This is a genomic window from Marinomonas sp. ef1 (genome assembly GCF_002806845.1).
Taxonomy (GTDB): Bacteria; Pseudomonadota; Gammaproteobacteria; order Pseudomonadales; family Marinomonadaceae; genus Marinomonas; species Marinomonas polaris.
Window position 1 is genome coordinate 1 of the sequence record NZ_NHTT01000003.1, and the last position, 18875, is coordinate 18875.

General features: G+C 41.8%; 21 protein-coding genes. 16 read left to right on the plus strand and 5 right to left on the minus strand.

The features are described 5' to 3' along the window. Positions 1–49: 49 nt before the first annotated feature. Positions 50–1396: an anti-phage deoxyguanosine triphosphatase gene (locus CCS02_RS04750; protein WP_100635969.1), complete on the minus strand. Its 1347-nt coding sequence runs from the start codon at positions 1394–1396 to the stop codon at positions 50–52. A 111-nt stretch (positions 1397–1507) separates the two neighbouring features. Between CCS02_RS04750 and CCS02_RS04755 the strand changes: the two genes are divergently transcribed. Next, positions 1508–1813 carry a LysR family transcriptional regulator gene (locus tag CCS02_RS04755; RefSeq protein ID WP_072838145.1) on the plus strand — a complete coding sequence of 102 codons (306 nt, stop codon included), beginning with the start codon at positions 1508–1510 and terminating at the stop codon, positions 1811–1813. A 64-nt stretch (positions 1814–1877) separates the two neighbouring features. On the opposite strand, the gene CCS02_RS04760 is transcribed toward CCS02_RS04755, so the two are convergent. The 3 genes from CCS02_RS04760 to pabB all read right to left on the minus strand — a co-directional run bounded on the left by CCS02_RS04760 (position 1878) and on the right by pabB (position 4824). Further along, on the minus strand, positions 1878–2612 hold the full coding sequence (locus CCS02_RS04760; RefSeq protein WP_100188716.1) for a phosphoadenylyl-sulfate reductase: 735 nt from the start codon (positions 2610–2612) through the stop codon (positions 1878–1880). A 128-nt stretch (positions 2613–2740) separates the two neighbouring features. Further along, entirely contained in the window at positions 2741–3391 is a 651-nt protein-coding gene (locus tag CCS02_RS04765; protein WP_012070652.1) for an NUDIX hydrolase, read from the minus strand. An 8-nt stretch (positions 3392–3399) separates the two neighbouring features. Beyond that, the gene (gene pabB, locus CCS02_RS04770; protein ID WP_100635970.1) at positions 3400–4824 is read right to left on the minus strand and encodes an aminodeoxychorismate synthase component I; all 1425 of its coding nucleotides are present in this window, start codon (positions 4822–4824) and stop codon (positions 3400–3402) included. Positions 4825–5017: 193 nt separating this feature from the next. On the opposite strand from pabB, the gene CCS02_RS04775 reads away from it, so the two are divergent. The 5 genes from CCS02_RS04775 to CCS02_RS04795 all read left to right on the plus strand — a co-directional run bounded on the left by CCS02_RS04775 (position 5018) and on the right by CCS02_RS04795 (position 8313). After that, positions 5018–5884 (plus strand): alpha/beta fold hydrolase, encoded by an 867-nt coding sequence (locus tag CCS02_RS04775; RefSeq protein WP_100635971.1) that lies wholly within the window; start codon positions 5018–5020, stop codon positions 5882–5884. Between the two features lie 117 nt (positions 5885–6001). Then, entirely contained in the window at positions 6002–6559 is a 558-nt protein-coding gene (locus CCS02_RS04780; RefSeq protein ID WP_100635972.1) for a GspH/FimT family pseudopilin, read from the plus strand. Continuing rightward, positions 6550–6927: a type IV pilus modification PilV family protein gene (locus tag CCS02_RS04785; protein WP_157807971.1), complete on the plus strand. Its 378-nt coding sequence runs from the start codon at positions 6550–6552 to the stop codon at positions 6925–6927. The genes CCS02_RS04780 and CCS02_RS04785 overlap by 10 nt, the downstream gene beginning before the upstream one ends. Further along, the gene (locus tag CCS02_RS04790; RefSeq protein WP_100635974.1) at positions 6924–7805 is read left to right on the plus strand and encodes a type II secretion system protein; all 882 of its coding nucleotides are present in this window, start codon (positions 6924–6926) and stop codon (positions 7803–7805) included. The genes CCS02_RS04785 and CCS02_RS04790 overlap by 4 nt, the downstream gene beginning before the upstream one ends. A gap of 55 nt (positions 7806–7860) precedes the next feature. After that, a complete protein-coding gene (locus CCS02_RS04795; RefSeq protein WP_100635975.1) occupies positions 7861–8313 on the plus strand; it encodes a hypothetical protein in 453 nt (150 codons plus the stop codon). Here CCS02_RS04795 and CCS02_RS04800 read toward each other — a convergent pair. After that, positions 8297–8557 carry a PP0621 family protein gene (locus CCS02_RS04800; protein WP_072838138.1) on the minus strand — a complete coding sequence of 87 codons (261 nt, stop codon included), beginning with the start codon at positions 8555–8557 and terminating at the stop codon, positions 8297–8299. The genes CCS02_RS04795 and CCS02_RS04800 overlap by 17 nt on opposite strands. 73 nt (positions 8558–8630) lie before the next feature. Between CCS02_RS04800 and CCS02_RS04805 the strand changes: the two genes are divergently transcribed. From CCS02_RS04805 to CCS02_RS04855, 10 genes are all read left to right on the plus strand, one after another. Then, positions 8631–10268: an NAD+ synthase gene (locus CCS02_RS04805; protein WP_100635976.1), complete on the plus strand. Its 1638-nt coding sequence runs from the start codon at positions 8631–8633 to the stop codon at positions 10266–10268. 1174 nt (positions 10269–11442) lie between these two features. Beyond that, a complete protein-coding gene (locus CCS02_RS04815; protein ID WP_157807972.1) occupies positions 11443–12219 on the plus strand; it encodes a protein kinase domain-containing protein in 777 nt (258 codons plus the stop codon). Then, a complete protein-coding gene (locus CCS02_RS04820) occupies positions 12216–12941 on the plus strand; it encodes a PP2C family protein-serine/threonine phosphatase (RefSeq protein ID WP_100635979.1) in 726 nt (241 codons plus the stop codon). Before CCS02_RS04815 ends, CCS02_RS04820 begins: the two co-directional genes overlap by 4 nt. Before the next feature lie 116 nt (positions 12942–13057). Next, entirely contained in the window at positions 13058–14005 is a 948-nt protein-coding gene (locus tag CCS02_RS04825; protein WP_100635980.1) for a hypothetical protein, read from the plus strand. Positions 14006–14084: 79 nt separating this feature from the next. Continuing rightward, a complete protein-coding gene (locus CCS02_RS04830) occupies positions 14085–14534 on the plus strand; it encodes a GNAT family N-acetyltransferase (RefSeq protein WP_100635981.1) in 450 nt (149 codons plus the stop codon). A gap of 157 nt (positions 14535–14691) precedes the next feature. After that, positions 14692–14997, plus strand: a complete 306-nt coding sequence (locus CCS02_RS04835; RefSeq protein ID WP_100635982.1) for an NIPSNAP family protein — start codon at positions 14692–14694, stop codon at positions 14995–14997. 154 nt (positions 14998–15151) lie between these two features. Further along, the gene (locus tag CCS02_RS04840) at positions 15152–15931 is read left to right on the plus strand and encodes an alpha/beta fold hydrolase (RefSeq protein WP_100635983.1); all 780 of its coding nucleotides are present in this window, start codon (positions 15152–15154) and stop codon (positions 15929–15931) included. A 388-nt stretch (positions 15932–16319) separates the two neighbouring features. Then, positions 16320–16931, plus strand: coding sequence for a LysE family translocator (locus CCS02_RS04845; protein ID WP_100188571.1), 612 nt, complete (start codon positions 16320–16322; stop codon positions 16929–16931). 732 nt (positions 16932–17663) lie between these two features. Next, a complete protein-coding gene (locus CCS02_RS04850; RefSeq protein WP_072838128.1) occupies positions 17664–18233 on the plus strand; it encodes a DJ-1/PfpI family protein in 570 nt (189 codons plus the stop codon). Positions 18234–18381: 148 nt separating this feature from the next. Then, entirely contained in the window at positions 18382–18741 is a 360-nt protein-coding gene (locus CCS02_RS04855) for a ribbon-helix-helix domain-containing protein (protein ID WP_100635984.1), read from the plus strand. Positions 18742–18875: the final 134 nt, after the last annotated feature.

Here is an 18875-nt window from a genome sequence, read left to right on the forward strand (position 1 = left end):
CGGAGCCAAATATCCCTTTGGCTCCAAATCGAATTGTAATTAAACCCAACTACATTGGCTCAAAAACCGAGCCCAAGCTCGGAACAAACAATTTATTGTACATGCGGCTGGCGTAGTCGTCGGTCATGGAAGCCATGTAGTCGCAGATGATGCGAAGTCCGCTTTCTCCTCGATCTTGGCTTTTTTGCCATTCGTTGGCGATTTCTCTTGGCAGTAATCGGCTCGGATCGGCGGAGTAGGCTTCAAACATTTCCAATAACATTTGCTGGCCTTTGTAGACGAGCATTTGCACTTCTGGGCGTTGGATGATGTGTTGCATTTCGAATTGTTTTAACAAGTTTAATGCTTGACGTTGGCCTTCTGGTAAGCCGACTTGAAAGCGCAATAACGGATGTTCAAATTGCTGCTTTTCGATGACTCGACAAGAGGTGATAAACCAGCTAACTAAGCTGCCGATGGCTTCTTTGCGAAGGTGGCTTTGGCGGCTGAATAATTGGGTACGAATGTCGTTTAGGTTTTCGGCCAAAAAGGGTGATGCCAAAGCTGCGAGTTTTGGTTCTAGGTGTTCTAGCCACATATCTTTGGTGACCATGCCAAGGACGATGGCGTCTTCTAGGTCGTGAACACCATAGGCGATGTCGTCGGCGAGGTCCATGATGCTTGTGTCAAAGCTGGCGTGTTTGGCTTTGGCGTGGCTGTCTGAATCAGTTTGGTTTACTTCTTGTAATAAGCTTTTGTCTGTTTGGCTAAACGGCTCGATGATCCAATTGAGTAAGTCTTGCTCTTCTTGATAGACGCATTTTGGTGGCGCCCAGTTAGAGGCTTTGAATTGGCGGAAGTTAGCGGGTTTTTCTGGGTATTTTCCAACCACACTCGCGTGTAAAACAGGGTATTTTAAAATCCCTAATAAAGTGCGGCGCGTGACATCCATCCCATAAGTGGGTGAGTAGGAGCCGCGCTTACCTAGGATTCTTAATGATTGTGCGTTGCCTTCAAAGCCGCCATAGGTTTGCATCATGTAGTTAAGGGCAACTTCTCCGCCATGTCCAAACGGTGGGTGGCCGATGTCGTGGCTGAGGCAAACTGTTTCAATTAAAGCATCATCGGCGAGCCAAGGTTGAAAGTCGGCGTCAGCAGGTGAGCTGAATTTAAGTTGGTGAACAATGCCGTTGCCAATTTGGGCGACTTCTAAAGAGTGTGTTAAGCGCGTGCGGCTGTAGTCGTTTTGTCGAATGGCGAGAATTTGAGTTTTGGATTGCAAGCGACGAAACGCCGCGCTGTGGATGATTCTGGCTCGGTCGCGCTGGTAAGGTGTACGGTAATCGTTGTCGCGGGATTTTTTATGGCCAGATTGTCTTTCGTGCCAAGGTAGCATTGTGTCTTGTGCGGTAGTCATGCTCTTAATCCACTTAGGTTAATAACTTTGAGTCTTTCATGAAAACACGATATAGGTCAATGTTCGTAAAATAGGCATTGGGCATAATGGGATCTACTATAAGGAATCTTTATGCTTAATACACAACATCTTATTACTTTTAAGGCTTTGGTTGAAACGGGGAGTTTTACGAAAACTGCGAAGCAGTTGGGATTAACTCAGCCAGCAGTCAGCCAACACATTCAAAAATTAGAGCGGGACTTAGGTGAGCCTTTGTTGATTCGACATGGTCGAACAACGGACATGACACCAGCAGGAGAAGTTTTGTTGCAACACATAACAGAACTAGAATTATGCTATCAAGACTTTATCGCATCATGGCAAAGCCATGTAGAAAGTAAATCAAATGATGTGTTTAAAGAAATTAAAAGTGCCTGATGGTATCAGGCACTTTTAATTTTAGACGCTTATAATTTAAGTGCTTCTAAACAAAAAGAAGAGCTTATTGTTGAGTTGTTGGTATTAAGTTGCCAATGTGTAGCCCACATTCTTTGTGTTCTGATTCTTCCCACCACCAACGACCTTCACGTTCGTGTTGATTCGGTAAAATAGGGCGAGTACAAGGTTCGCAGCCGATGCTGGTAAAACCTTTCAAATGCAATTCATTGTAGGGAACATCAAACATCTTGATATAGTTCCAAACGTCTTCTGAAGACCAGTTCGCCAATGGATTGAATTTAAATAGATCTTTTTCATCTGTACTAAATGCGCTGTCTTTTTCAGCAAAGGCTAAAACGTTACGTGTACCTGGGCTTTGGTCTTTGCGTTGTCCAGTGATCCACGCGTCTAGTGTGGAGAGCTTACGTTTAAGTGGCTGTACTTTGCGAATGCCGCAGCATTCTTTGTGGCCATCTTCAAAAAAGCTAAATAAGCCTTTTTCTCGGGTGAAGTTTTCGAGTGCTTCACGGTCAGGGGAAAGAATATCGATATTGATCTTGTAGTGTTTACGAACTTGTTCGATGAAACGATACGTTTCTGCATGCAAACGACCAGTATCAAGAGAAAATACGTGTATGTCTTTTTTTGCTTTGACTGCCATGTCAATTAGAACAACATCTTCTGCACCACTAAAAGAGATGGCAATGTTGTCGAATTCTTTCATCGCGTTATGGATGATTTTTTGAGCTTCGTCTTCTTTGTTGTTAGCAATAAAAGACGCTAAATCAAATGCTGGCATAGGAAGGTTTACCGTGTTCTAAGTTACGTTAGTTGTACCTTATCAATTTGTGTCAATGAAATAAAAGACGAAAGAAAACTATCCTTATAATACTTAATAAAGGGTAAAGAGAGAAAAGACTAAAACCATTAACGTATATGTCTGGCCAGTGTTTGATAAAGTCCGTAGAGAATACCTGCAGTAACACCCCAAATACGGATATCTTCGTAGTCAATTTCAAAATAACCACGAGACGTTGTATCGAGCACTTTCTTCTTAAAACGGTAATTTTGTGGTGTGAGCAAGTAGCGCAAAGGCACCCAATGGACGGATTTTACTTCTTCTTCACACAGGCTTAATTCGCTTCTACGCGTCATTTCGGCGACGATGGGTTTTATGCAATAGCCCGAAATGGTGCAATACTCGCCAAGCTCTCCCAATAGATCGAAACAATCCGGTGAGAGGCCGACTTCTTCTAATGTTTCACGCAGTGCTGTGTATTGGATGCTGGCATCGTCTGGGTCATGTTTGCCACCGGGGAAGGCTATTTGTCCCGGATGATTGCGCATGTGAAGCGCGCGTTGGGTTAGAAGTACATACAACTCGCCATTTTCTGGCTCTTTCCAAATAGGGATGAGTACGGCAGCAGATCGGTAGTTCAAATCATAACCACTAGGAAACATTTTCTCGTCTGGGTTATGGATTTGTTGCGCATAAGGTTCTCTGTCTAATGCAGCGCGAATATCATCCAAGCTTAGGTCAATGGGAGGAGCATTTAAAAACTGCTCTATGTCAGACATGATACGGCCTATTTCAAAAAGTCTTGTTCTAGAGTATGGGTTAACTTGCCCACTTTGGTAAAGGTTTCTTGGTATTCTTCTTGGCATTTCGAATCCGCGACCAGTCCACCGCCTGCCCAACAGTGCAAGTTGCCATGGTCTGCGACCAATGTGCGAATCGTAATGCTGGAATCCATTTGACCATTCGCACTGAAGTAAGCGATAGAACCACAATAGGCTGAACGTTCATGAGGTTCTAGCTCATCGATAATTTCCATAGAGCGAATCTTAGGTGCGCCAGTAATGGAGCCGCCAGGGAAGCTTTGATGGAAAACTCGAATCGCTTGATCCGCCTGATCAATCCTACCTTCTACCGTGGAAACCAAATGATGTACATTTGCATAACTTTCTAAAGCAAACAGCTTTGGCACCTTGATACTGCCGGTTAAACAGGTTCGGCCTAGGTCGTTGCGCAGCAAATCGACAATCATCAGGTTTTCGGCACGATCTTTTTCTGATGCAAGCAACCAATCTGCGTTGGCTTGGTCTTCTTCAGGTGTTTTACCGCGCGCTACTGTGCCTTTGATTGGCTTGGATTCTACTCGACCCTGATCACACAAGAGGAATCGTTCAGGAGAATGACTTAGTAAACTTTGCTCTGGTGAAAATTCCATATAAGCCGAAAACGGCGTAGGGCAAACGTTTCTTAATGTGTGATACGCCGTAAAAGTGTCACCTTGGTAGCAAGTTGAAAAACGCTGCGCCAAATTTACCTGATAACAATCACCGGACTGAATGTAATCTTGCACAGTAGAAAACTTTTGCGCGTACTCGGTTTCTGTCATGTTTGAAGTAAAAGGCGCTTGCAAATGAAAAGGTCGTGCTTCGTTTAAATCATGCTTTACCAATACATCATCACAAGCACTGGTGAAGCGATTGATAAGATCAGCAACGTCTTCTGAAGGACACCAAGGTGAAGTAATTAATTGGGTGGTTTTTTTCTTGTGACAGGTAATTACTGCCCAACCATAAAGGCCAATACTCAAGGTTTCCAACCGAATGTCATGCTCTACTGTATCTGGCAATTGCTCAACAAAATGTCCACTTTCATAACCGTAATAGCCAAGTAAGCCACCAACAAATGGCAAATCTTTCGGAGCTGATGTCGCCCAAGCTTCTTGGCAAATTAAGCTCATTAATTCGTTCAGCAAGGTCATTGGGTTGTCAGTATTGCTTAGCGCGTAAAGCGGTTTGATGTACCAAGTGATAGGCTGACTGTTTTGAACTGGATGAATGCGAGCAAGTGGGTTGGCGACTAAAATATCGTAATTTGTATCAGGAAAGTGTTCATGGTTACTGTCGAGTAAAGCGGGATAAGGTAAGTCTCGCACAGCAGAAAAGAAAGACAGTAACGACGCCTGATAAGGGAGATTTACGTGTTTGATTTCTGACATTTATTTTAATACCTAGTAATATGAGATCTGCGTTTACCATTGCTTTGTTAAAAATAGCCGAGTTTTGGTTTCGCTCGACTTGTAATTGTATTGACTGATTGCAATTACAATATGGCGCAAGGTCTCAATGTATTCGTTTTGCTGATCGCAGCATTGTATTCTTTTAATAAGGGTCCTCACAGGTTAATTACAAGTGTCTGACATTTTTTTTCTTTCTTTACCCAATGCGCGTATTGCGTACCGTCTTTACGAGAATCCAGAAGCGCAAAGCGACCGAGTTTGTCTGTTGCTACATGGTGCAGGCGTCGCTGGGGAAATTACTTATTCTCCGATGCTGCCGTATTTTACCCAGTGGCGTTGGATGCTGGTGCCCGATCTAAAAGGCATGGGCGATTCTTTTCATCATCATGGTGAAGAGGGTGCTGTGTCGGTTACCGAATTAACCGACGAAGTAGAAGCTTTATTGGCTCATGTGAAATGGGATGATTTTGATCTAGTTGCTTATTCCCTAGGCGGTCTTGTGGCGCTGAACCTAAATTATCAGCGTAGCTTGCAAGGCAAAAAGAAAGTCAAAATGGCTTTGTTAGAACCTGCGTCTTTGGATCGTGAAGATTTATCTACCTTGATGGATGTGCGCCAAAAGTATCGTCATGCATCGAAACTGATTCGTGATACGGGCGATGTGGAACTTGGCGTAGCAAGTTTTATGGATGGCGTGTCACCGAATAGACGTAAACATCCTGTTGCAGAAGCTACCACGCAATCGCGCCTTGCTCACCGACCTTTTGGTTTTGCTTATGCATTGGATGCAGTAACGGACCATGTAGCGTTGATGGTGAATGAGCCGCATATTCGCCAAGCGATGATCGATGCGTCAGAACAAGTGTTCTTGTTCTCGGGTGAATTAAGCCATGAGGCCTTGCGCCAACACTATGATTTGTTGAGCGAGCAGAACGCTGCTTGGCAACATAAAACGCTGAGCGCGTGTGATCATTCATTACCCTTTCAAAAACCTAGACAAATCGCCAATCATATTAATAATTGGTTTGCAGCGAACTAAGAAAAAAATAAGCGTTAAGATAAAACAAGCGTTGCTAAAAAGGGCAGGAAGCCCGTTAATTTTATGATTTTCTAGAAAGAAAATGTAAAAAAACACATGAAAACAAGGAGGTTTTTAATGGGCCGTCAATACGGTTTTTCTCTGCTGGAATTATTCTGTGTACTAGCTATTTTGAGCATATTAGCTCACGCAGGCTCAGCGCATTTTCTTAGCGTTAGTCAAAACACCAAAGACAAAAACACCCTAAAAAATGAAATGAAGCGCTTAGCGGATGCACTCACGCAGGCTCGTCAATTGGCGGTAATTAGCGGTCAAACCAGCTTTTTGTGTGGTGGCTTGAATTGTGACGGTGTTTGGTCTTCAGGATTTACACTTTATCAAATTGAGCCTAATAGCGGAGCTGAAAAACGCTATCGGCAGGTTATCTTCGAGCCATTATTGGCGGTGTCATGGAGTGGCTTTCCCGTGAAGAAACAGCAGATAGAGTTTCGATCTAACGGTTTGTCTGGTTATCAAAATGGCACCTTTGAGTTTTGTTTGGGAGCTTGGCAAGCTGAGTTAATACTCAATCAAAGCGGGCGTTTTTATCTCACCGATCCACGAGGCTTTTATTCGCAAGACTCTTATTCACAAGACTCTTATTCGCAAGGAATGGGCGGAGGGCAATGCGGATGAATAAACAGCGATTAATGCAGCGATTGTCTAAGCCAAGGCAAAAGGGTTGGATCATGCTCGAAGTGATTCTTTGTTTGGCGTTATTTGCTGTGGTGTTACTAGTTTTACAGCGTCAGAGCTCAGCACAATGGCAATCTGTTCAGCAAGTAGAAGAGCACCGAAAACTGCACGAAAATCAACAAAAACAAGCAGCAATGGCACAGCTGACGGGATCTTTGATTTGGCTAGATGCTCAGAGCTCGTCCAACGAAGGATATCCTGATTGTCAAAAATGTACTGGCAATGAGCTTAAAAATTGGTTCCATGCCTCACAGCATTTTCTGTTTGAGTCAACGACACTCACATTGAGTGAAGAGGATACACGATGAATCAGCGACGTTATATGAAAGGCAGCTTATTGATCGAGTTGCTGGTGGTGTGTGGTTTGATCAGCTTGTTTTTACCCTTTTTAGTGATGGCGATTGCTCGCATGCAGGAGCGTCATCTTTTGGCTCAAACTTATCAAGATCAGCACACCATAAAAGCGGCTATTGATGCGCACCTGAAGGCGCAGTGGTTACGCCTTTTACCTGCCAGTTGTACGATAGATGAGTCGTTATATTTGACGATTGAATCGGGCATGTCGCCACCGATTCGTTTGGCGACGCGACGAATCGACAAAAACTCAGACTGGCTACAGGGCGCTGATTACGGCTTGTGTCGCAGTTCAGTAACAGTTCGAAATAATCCCATGGAAACGACCATGGCCTGCCATTGGAAAGCGGGCGATAGAACGACTTTTTCATCTTGCGAGTCAAATTATTCTGGGCATGTTTTTAGCGACTCTGCGAGTAAAAGCCAGATTAAACTTGAGGATGATGCAGCTATTGGTCAGTCAGGCGTTATTCAAAGTGAAGATGGTTTTTATTGGTATATCGCAGAAGGTAAAGATGGCTGGAGAGCCTTATGGCGCACACCAGAAGAAAGCGGTAAGTCGTTAGAGCTATGGAATGGCTTAGAGCGCTTTGCTGTTTTTCCTTTATTGGATAATAGTCGAAATGGTTTGGTAGACACATTGGACACAGAATATGGACGCTTCCCCTTAAAAAATCTACGTGGTTTATGGGTGGAGTATCAGTATCGATTAAGTGATTGCAAAGCCAACCGTGATGCAGAATTTCATCAAGAATACCATTCTATGAGAGGCGAAAAATGGCAGTATCATTCGCCTTGTCAGGGCGTGGGTAATCAAATAATCGTGCTGTAATCTGTGTGTTTTTTCATTCACATGGATGAGATGAAAATCTTAAGGAATAGATAAAATGAATGTGTCATTGTTTCATGCACAACAAGGTTGGGTGTCTTTGCCCATTGTTGCCTTGCTACTGGCGATGTCTAGCTTGTCGATGCATTTTCAAGAAAGGCTCATGGCCGCTTATCAATGGCGTGGGCAAGTGAATGAAGTGGAAGCCGATCAGCAAATTTGGACAGACTTTCGGCAAGCCTTAGTTGTTTCTCCTAGTTTCACATCTGCAAAGGCGAGCGAATGTATTAGCTTTTGTGATTTAGGCGAGCGTTCACAGGAAAAAACTTGGCAAAAAGATAACCAGCTTGTGCATTATCGCTGGGAAAGTTACGAGTCGCTGCCGGATGAATCTGATAATTCTAAGATTTCCTACCGACTCTGCGCCACACAAAACCAGCAACAGTATCTATGCTGGTGGTGGCGAGAAGATAGATTGCTTGCAAACGGTTGGGTTAGTGCTTCTGGTTGAAGGCTTTTAAATGTTCCGCGCTGCAAAATGGACGCGCTTCTTGGTCATGAATAGCATGAGAACGTGGCGTGAAAGTTTTACATTCTTCACAGCGAACCATACTTTCTTGTGATTCGTCCTTTTTAGGCGAATCCTGTTTTTTTGCTTCCGCAGGCGATTGACTGCGTTTAAAAGCGACAAATTGGCGATACAACCACCAACCAATAAAGAAAATAGCAACAAAAACGATCAAACGTACGATCATACACTTTACCTAGCTTGGGTTATTCCAGACAATAACGGGCATATTCTAACAGAGTTCACGAGATAGCAACTGTATGACATTACGAATTGCAATGGCCCAGCTGGATATGCTGGTCGGCGACATTACAAAAAACACCCAATCCGTTATTGATGCGGCGAACAAAGCCCGTGATGAAGAACGCGCGGATGTGGTGGTTTTTCCAGAATTAACCTTAACTGGCTATCCTCCAGAAGATTTATTATTACGTTCTAGCTTGGATACACGTATTGAATCTTCCTTGGCGAAATTATTAGCCGAGATTCACGATATATACGTAGTTGTTGGTTATCCACGTCGTATTGATGGCGAACTATTTAACTGCGCTGGCGTGATTTACCAAGGTCAATTGCTGGTGGAATACGCCAAACAAAAACTGCCTAATTTCCTAGTGTTTGATGATAAACGTTACTTCAGCGAAGGTCGTGAAGCGGGTCTTGTTGATATCAAAGGTGTAAAAGTTGGCTTAAGTATCTGCGAAGATATTTGGCATCCAGAACCTATCGCACAAGCTAAAGCGGCTGGCGCGGAATTGATCCTTAACTTGAATGCTTCGCCTTATCACATTGAAAAAATGGGCGAGCGTGAAGAACTGCTCCATCAGCGTGCGACTGAAGTCACTTTGCCGATTGTCTATGTGAACTATATGGGCGCGCAGGATGAATTGGTATACGAAGGCGGCTCTTTTGTAGTCAATGCCAAAGGCGAGAAAATCATGCAAGCGCCTTGGTTTGAAGCCGGCCTGTACAGCATCGATATGATCGTCGACGAAAGTCAACCAAACAAGGTTGAACCTGTTGCAGGTGTTATTGCTCCAGCGTTGGGAGTGGAAGCCAGTGTCTATCAAGCCATGGTGCTTGGCTTACGCGACTACATCACCAAAAACCGTTTCAAAGGAATTGTATTGGGTTTGAGTGGCGGTATCGACTCCGCCTTGTCTCTTGCAGTAGCAGTAGATGCCATCGGCGCAGACCGTGTTCAAGCCATCATGATGCCTTACACTTATACCTCGTCAATCAGCTTGCATGATGCTGAAGAAGAGGCAAAACTGCTTGGAGTGAAATACAGCGTCTTACCAATTGAATCCATGGTGTCAGCCTTTACCGACGTATTGGCGCCAGAATTCGAAGGCTACGCCAAAGACACCACAGAAGAAAACCTGCAAGCTCGTACCCGTGGTGTAACCTTAATGGCGATTTCTAACAAGAAAGGCTACATGGTCTTAACCACAGGCAACAAGAGCGAAATGGCCGTTGGCTATGCCACTCTATATGGCGACATGGTCGGCGGCTATTCCGTACTAAAAGACGTCTTCAAAACCTTGGTTTTCAAACTGTGCCGCTACCGTAACACCTTAGGCTACGTGATTCCTGAGCGTGTTATCACTCGTCCACCTTCTGCGGAACTGGCTCCAGATCAAAAAGATGAAGACTCTTTGCCAAGCTACGATATTCTCGATGAAATATTGCGCATGTACATCGAAGAAGATCAAAGCGCCGAAGCCATTCTAGCGACGAATCAATTTGACCGAGAAACCGTCTATCGCGTGCTTCGCCTTGTCGACGTGAACGAATACAAACGTCGTCAAGCACCCACTGGTGTGCGTATTACGGCTCGTGGGTTTGGACGAGATCGTCGTTATCCAATTACTAATGGATGGCACATCGGGGAGTAGGGCTTTTAAAAAAGCGTTCAAAACTTGTTTTGCGCCTTCTCTTTGAAGAAAGGGAAGGCGTTTTTATTTGAGTTTGAAGGTGTATTTGTTACTTCTCAATGGCTTTGAGCTGCTGATTTTTTCCGCTCTGCTGAGCGGGTAACTTTTGTCTAGCGACACAAAAGTAACCAAAAGGTCGCTTTATCGGGCTATCGCCCAAACGTCTCATTTATTTTGTTTAATACTGGTTTAGCAAGACGACCTTTACCGTAAGGCATAGATTGTTTATTTGGTGGGAGATAGATCTTCAAACACTGACTTTGAAACTCCATAAAGTCGCGCAACTTCGTCGCGTCGAACTGACTTCATAGTGAATTCAATAATAGGTACCAAAGAACGTAGGTCTGATGAGACGAGGCACGAGGCGTGATCTGACGCTGAAAGCGAAGCTTTCATTGTGGGGCGCGGCTTCAGCCCGACGCGGAATTTATGTTCCATTCAAACGCTTTGTATTCCCGACCTTTTTTCCGCTCTGCTGAGCGGGTAACTTTTTGCAAGCGCCCAAAAAGTTACCAAAAATTCGCTTTAAGATCTTTAATGCCTGATTTTTTTCATCGAAGGATTGCTTCTCCGACGCTCTAGGGCAGTAAGGCATAGATTGTTTATTTGGTGGGAGATAGATCTTCAAACACTGACTTTGAAACTCCATAAAGTCGCGCAACTTCGTCGCGTCGAACTGACTTCATAGTGAATTCAATAATAGACACCAAAGAACGTAGGTCTGATGAGACGAGGTACGAGGCGTGATCTGACGCTGAAAGCGAAGCTTTCATTGTGGGGCGACAATCAGCTGATTATGACTGTATATACAGTTTATTTTCTAAGTGATCCCTTTTTTGCGCGTTTAGCCATTTTAAATAAATCAATTGTGCGCATTTTGTACTAGCAGGAATAAAGAAAGTCTCCTAATATCAATGAATAAGGATTCACAGAGCAGAAATAACGCGCTGTGGATAATAGGAATAACACGCATGCTCGTTTTTCCAGTTTTGATTTTGGTGGAGATCAGTTAAAAAGTATTATTCTTCAGAAATTTAAAAGGATTTTTGAGTGAATTTAAAAATGTGTAAACGCGCATGCGCACTATTAAAATGTTAACTGTACAACCTAATCAAGTAGTAACTAAGGATTGATTTTGACAAATATTTTAGGAAGAGGTGGTTTTGGGTGTGTACGTCAAGAAGTTGATCGCAATGGGCAAGAGTTCGCTAGAAAAACTTTAGAGTTAACTTCTTATGAAGATGATAATGTAGAACTAATACGACGTTTTAGACGAGAAGTCGAATATCAGAGCAGATTTAATCATAAGAATATCGTACCTGTAATAAACTCTAACTTAGACTCCGTACCACCTTATTTTGATATGCCGTTGGCTGCATGTTGTTTGGGGCAAGAATCTTCTCGTGGTTTTAATTTTGATCTATCTGTAAGAATCAATGCATTTTCTAATATTTTGAGTGGTATCGGTGATATTCACCAAAAAGGACATACTCATCGTGATATCAAACCAGCCAATATTCTTAGATATCACGATCAAAAAGGGCATTATTTTTATGCCGTTTCTGATTTTGGTCTTATTGCACCATCGAGTAGAGAGGAAACAAGTAATATAACTTCGACAAATGTAGGTATGGGAACGCAGAACTACATGGCTCCAGAGTGCTTTCTTAACGCAAAGGATGCTACTAACCTTTCAGATATTTACTCTTTGGGTGTATTGTTGCTTTGGTTGTTTGGTGAGAAGTCAGAATTCGGTTTTCCTTTTGAAGAACGTCAATCTCAATGTGTATTCGGTGATATTATCCAAAAATGTACTAAACGAGATATCAAAGAAAGGTATCAGTCTGTCGGTGAAATTGAAAATGAAATGCAATTCGTTTTAGCAAAGTTACCAAAGGGAGCTGAAAGATGATTAGAATAAAAAGAAAAATTATTGAATCTTGCTCCTTCTCTTATCCAAAATCAGAAGGTCTAGATAACCATGATGCAGTATTGCCAGCAGTTACTGTAAATGAAGATATTTATTTTGCATTAGCTGATGGTGTGGGAAGAAGTTCAGAAGCACAATTAACAGCAATAGCGGCTATCGAATCTGTATTTGACACAATAAAGTCAAGTTCTTCCCCTAATATGGATGATATATTTAAAAGCGTTCAATTATCATTAGAAAGAATCGCCAGCCAAGAGCTTTCCTCAAAAAAAATGGCAACAACTTTAGTTGTTTGTAAAATAAATAAAAAAGGGGTCACTATAGGAAATGTAGGCGATTCAAGAGCATATGTAATAAATGGTCGTGCATTAAAGAAAATCACTAATGATCATACCGAAAAAGAAACTCTATTAGAGCGTGGTGTTTTTACTAAAAAAGAGTTGAAGAACCACCGTTCAGAAAATGTTCTAACGAACTCACTTCGGCCTTTTAAAGAGTTTAAAATAGAATTACACCATGAAGAAATTAAGTCAGGATCAATAATACTTGTTTCTGATGGTGTTTATAAGGCATTTGAAGGGAAGCGTGTAATTGGTAATGTTTCTTCAATAGACCTAGCTCAGGTATGTCTAAATATGAAGAAGCAAGTCCAAAAGGTGGGAAGTAAAGATGATTTCTCACTAGTAGCTGTGAGCTTTGAGTAAGGTACAGTTAACAAGTTGCTGAAACGGACAAAAAATAGCTGGCTTTGCTCGTTCCTCGCTAATTTTAGCCAGCTATTTTATTGCCGCTTAGCAAAGCGTTAACTTTCAGAGGTCATATGTACGTATCATCTTCAGTATCAAGTTTATGTAATTTTAGTAGATCTGCAATCGATCGCGAAAGCATACTTAAGCGATACGCAATTCTTTACGACAATATTATTTTTAATCGACGAGGTTGCCCAATTGGTAAAAATGATCTTGCTGAAAATCTTGCAGAGTGTATTTCATTACTTATATCTGGCAAAGGCGAATTTAATGAAAGAAAGCAACTAGCTAAAAATAAATACTTCTCTGATTTATTTATTGATTGTTGGGATATAGTCGATAATGCAAAACAATTTGAAAGTAATATATTTCAAGCTATAGACAGAGAGTCGGCTAATCGAATTGGTAGTTTTTCTCATGAAGAAATACGTCGTATTAATGGATTAGCTCCTGATTCATACGCATATGATATCGATGATGTTAAAGAATTGAGTGGCGATATATATGTTGAGATGGGAACAAATAATCTGTTAGCCGAGGAGAAAATTGACTTTTTGCCAAGTTATTCTCCAATTATATCTAAAGCTATTTGCAAAGAGTCTGAAAATGTTGGTCTAGAAGCTCACGCAATTTTTGAAAATGATATGTTGTTACCTAGTTTTGAAGATTTAACTTGGGATGAAATTTTTGAACTGAGAAGTGATAAAAGTATTCACAATTTTAGAAAAATTATTTATGACTTAGTATTTCATTCAGCTGATTTTCATACCGATTTGTTAGAAAAATATCAGCAAGACTTGTGGAGTTTAGTGACTGACTTAAAGCCTGATGTTGGTACATCCTTATTAGGGGGTATATTAAGCAATTTACCAATGCCAACAATAGTTAACCCCGTTGGTATTGTAAGTGCTTTTAAAGATGTTGCCGAAGCCAAATATATTGAAAATAAGTACGGACATATATTCTTTGTGCAAAATGTTCGCCAGTTGAAAGTTAATAAGGCACTTAAACGTAACTAAAACCGTGGGTTAGGTTTCGCTTCGCTCCACATTATAACCCACAATTTTAGTCCGATTAGTGTGGCGTTATGTGACAGATATGATATTCGAACACAAAAAAGTAGAACCAAACAACATTGACTTTCAATTGCTCGTAGCAGAATTGAACTCATCACTTAGTCAGATCACTAATGATTCTGGCGAAAGCTCGTTTTCATCTGGTGCTTTTGATTCGTCGAAAGATGGATGTATTGTGGTGTATCTAAATAAAGTTGCAGTAGCGTGTGGGGTTTTTAGGTACCACCAAAGTGAAGTTTGTGAACTCAAGCGAATGTACTCAAATACATCAGGTGCAGGAACTTATTTACTTGAACAGCTCGAAAGTTATGCGATTGAAAAAGGCTACAAAAATGCCGTACTGTCCACACGAAGAGTCAATTTAAAGGCAGTGAATTTTTATCTGCGTAACGCTTATTCAGAGTCGGACGCATATGGTAAGTATGTTGGTGTAAGACGCTCAATTTGCCTATCTAAGGCGCTTGTTACATAACAAACAATTTAAGAGTGATTCACAACGCTCGATGCTTTCACTCCCAGCTAGTTTAGTTTTTATGACGTAATGTTTTAGGCAAGGTGTAAGTGTTGTGCTCACCTTAATTTGGCGTTGCCTAACCCACAAAATTAGCAATTAGAAGGAATTGATGTTTATGATTACTTGCTATGTCAGGTATGTGATAGATCCCAAGAAGGTGAGGGAGTTCGAAGAATACGCGAAAATGTGGATTCCTCTCGTTGATAAATTTGGTGGCCAACACAATGGCTATTTTCTACCATCTGAAGGCGCAAATAATATCGCTTTGGCTCTTTTTACATTTGAAAGCTTGTCTGCTTACGAGGATTATCGCACTAAGTCTCTGAATGACGCTGAGTGTATTAAAGCTTTCGAATTTGCCGATAAAGTGGACTGCATTATCAGTTATGAGCGTAGTTTTTTTCGACCTGTACTTGGTTAAACAATCTACGGATAACAAGCGCTTTAAGACGGATTCTTAACGTTTGGCCGTTTTAGTTGGATTTGGCTTTTGCGGTTACTGTGTTAAGAGGAAGCTCTTGGTAGTAGGTTGTCAGCCACTTAAGCTGGCATTAATAATTTAATGAGATTTGATAATGAAATACAAAAGAGAAGGTAACGGAGATTACCTTGTTTTGGTTCATGGAGCATTGACTGATAGCTCTATGTGGAATGATCACTTGGCGTATTTAACTGCTGATTTTGAAGTGGTGTCTATTACGTTACGTTGTTTTGATGAAGGTGATGTAGAAGGTTTTGGTTTAAATACTCATGCTGATGATTTAGCTGAGTTGGTTAATCAGCTTTCCAAGGATAAAGCAGTCAATATAGTTGGCTGGTCGTATGGTGCGGATGTGGTGTTGAATGCTTTAGTAAAGCACGACTTGTCTGTTGCTAAGGTTTTTCTCTATGAGCTTGGTTATCCCGGATGTTTGCAAGAACCAGAGTTGGGGGCATGGCAGCTGGATGCTAACAAGATGTTTGGTCCTGTTTTTGAACATTATTCTCAAGGCAATCTTGTGCAAGCGGTGGAGTCTTTGATTGATGGCTCAGGAAATGAGCAAGGCTATTTTCATGGTCAAAGTGAAGCGGTAAAGGCACTTCAGCTTGCTAAAAAATATACTTTGTCTTATCAGCTCAATCAAAAAGAGCAGCCTTTGATAAATGCTGAGACTGTGTCAACAATCAATGTTCCTGTTGTTTTTGGTTATGGTGAGAACACTCGTGACCTTTTTAAGTTGGTAACGGTTAGAGCGTCAGAGTTGCTAGGGAGTAGCCAATTAAAAGAATTACGTGGTGAAAGTCACATGATGCCGCAAGAGAAGCCAAAAGAGTTCTCACAATATATTAAGAACATATTTTCACCAGAGTGTTAATTTATCAGGTAAGTTTGATTTTCAAAGATCACTATTATTGATTTGAAATGCTCATTTTATAATGACTAAAAAAGCGTAATCATTAAATTGGTTTCAGGTGAAAAATAGATTCGTTTTTCATTTGAAGCCAATTCGCCAGAGTTTATGGCCATAAGTGTTGATGATAAAAAGCTTTCTCGGCTTTACTTCATTTATATCTACTTATAAGTCAACTCTATTGTTACAGCCAAAAAGTTATCTGATGCTTTGGCGGAACTGAAACCGAGATAAATTTCTATTCTAGCGTTTTGTATCCCTAATATTTGTTTTTCTCGAAGATAAGAGGATGTAAAGTGTGGATGATTGGTTGGGTAAACTAAGATAAGTTGATGTAACGAAGGAGATATGAATGGACAGTTATGCTTTATTTTTAATCATTGCCATAGCAACAGTTTTAAGTCCTGGCCCAGGTGTTATTTTGACGCTTACTAATTCGATTCGCTATGGTATGTCTGGCGCTATTGGTGGGATTCTCGGGATTTCCTTTGGGACATTTATAGTCGCAGGTGTATCAGCCACTAGTTTAGGGCTTTTACTGGCAACATCGACACTTGCATTCAGTATCATGAAATTTGTCGGAGCTGCGTATCTTGTTTATCTTGGTATTAAATTATGGCGTTCACCTGCTAGAAAAATTGAAGGTAACGGTTCTGCTATCAGAAGCAAAAAACGACAGTTTATAGAAGGCTTAACAATTCAACTGACAAATCCAAAAGCGGTGTTCTTCTTTATGTCAGTATTCCCACAATTTATCGACTTCACCTCGAATTACGTCGGGCAATTTACGCTCTTAGTGGTCACCTACAGCAGTCTCGTTGTCATCATTCATTTGCTCTATGCGTATCTAGCAAAAACGGCACGTGGCTGGCTTTCTTCTGAAAAAGGTGGACGTATGGTTAATCGTCTTGGCGGTGGAACATTTATCGGCTTTGGTGTGGCTCTTGCGGCTGCTGGTAAGTAGCAAACTCTTTAGGATGGCAAGGAATTTCCATTCAAATGCTTTGAACTTCCAACCTTTATTCCACTCAGGTGAGCTGAATTAGTGTGCATCTTAGAGTCATTGATAGGTAACAAATATACCAGAAGATCTAAAGAACAACCCATCCTGACCTTCCCCTTGGAAGGCAAAAGGGGAAGGGACTAAGCCCCGTTCAACAAAGCTGAATTAGTTGACCAATACATTGCGAATATAGAGCGTTTGAGAGAAGCTTAAGCTCCAAGTCGGCCTAAAGGTGCGACTTACAAAATGAAAGCTTCGCTTTCAGCGTCAGATTACGCCTCGCTCCTCGTCTTATCTGATCTACGTTTTTGGGTTCCACTATGAAGTCAGTTCGACGCGACGAAGTTGCGCGACTTTATGGCGTTTCGGAGTCAGTTAAAAATACCCTTCCTCGTCACATCAAAAACAATCCATGCCTTACGATATAACGAGCGTAGGTAGCAATCATGTTCCTACGCAGAAAATCAGGCATTAAAGATCTTAAACAGACCTTTTGGTAACTTTTGCGTCGTTTGGCAAAAGTTACACGCTCAGCAGAGCGGAATAAAGGTCGGGAATACAAAGCGTTTGAATGGAACCAAAGAAAACCAAATCGCCAACGGTGAAACCCCAATGTAATAACCCCTTAATACCTTTTCCCTTTCTCTAGCTGTTACAACATAGGACGTTTTAACCAAAACAGGAGAAAGTGTCATGTCTAATAAAAAAATCTTAATGATCACGGGTGATTTCACGGAAGACTATGAAACTATGGTGCCGTTTCAGGCGTTGATGAGTGTCGGTCATACGGTGCATGCGGTGTGTCCAGATAAGAAGTCTGGCGATACGGTGGCGACGGCGATTCATGATTTTGAGGGTGATCAAACGTACACAGAAAAGCCGGGTCACCGTTTTGCTTTGAATGCGACGTTTGCGGATATCAAGGTGGAAGATTACGACGCTTTGGTGATTCCAGGTGGTCGAGCACCTGAGTATCTTCGTTTGAATAAAACCGTAGTTGCGATGGTGAAGCACTTTTTTGATACCAATAAACCTGTAGCGGCGGTTTGTCATGGCGCGCAGTTGCTTGCGGCTGCAGGTGTATTGGAAGGCAGAAAATGTTCTGCGTATCCTGCTTGTCAGCCGGAAGTGGAGCTTGCGAAAGGTGAGTTTATGGATATCCCTGTTGATCAAGCGGTGACTGATGGTAATCTAGTAACAGCGCCAGCGTGGCCTGCGCATCCGGCGTGGCTTGCTCAGTTTTATGTGTTATTGGAAAGCTAAGTTAAATGTACTGAATGAGTTCGGGTGAGTTTAGTAAGTGTAAAAGTATGAACTCATCCGACTTTTTCCCCGTATCTTGGGCTAGACTATTTGCATTGAGCCATTTCATTCCAATAATAAAAATACGTCATTCAGTAGGGAAAATACAATGTGTAAGCTCTTTGTGAATTCAGATCCTAGCCTATGGCAGAATGTCACTCGTTCTTTGCGTATTGATGGCATGGTCACCAGTATTCGATTGGAAAGTTTCTTTTGGTTTACGCTGGAAGAGATAGCTCAGCGCGACAAGTTGTCTCTGTCGCAAATGATCGCCAAGCTCAATCATGAAGCCTTGGACGCTGGTCACGATTTAGATAATTTCACGTCTTTTTTACGAGTTTGTGCGATGCGCTATTTGCATTTACAAACCATTGGCATGTTGCCTCACTCCCATGAAGTGAGCATTGCGTCTCTTAATTCAGATCGTATTCTTGAACAGGAGAGATACTATCTAGAGACGCATCAGTAACAATTTGAGGCCTTTTTACGACTACTGTGCTCACCAATACTTTGTTAAAAACAGACTCAAAATACTCATTTATAACCCATAAACTCCGCTTTTTCGTCTGTTTTTGCCTCGTCTTGGTTTCGCTCGTTACATCG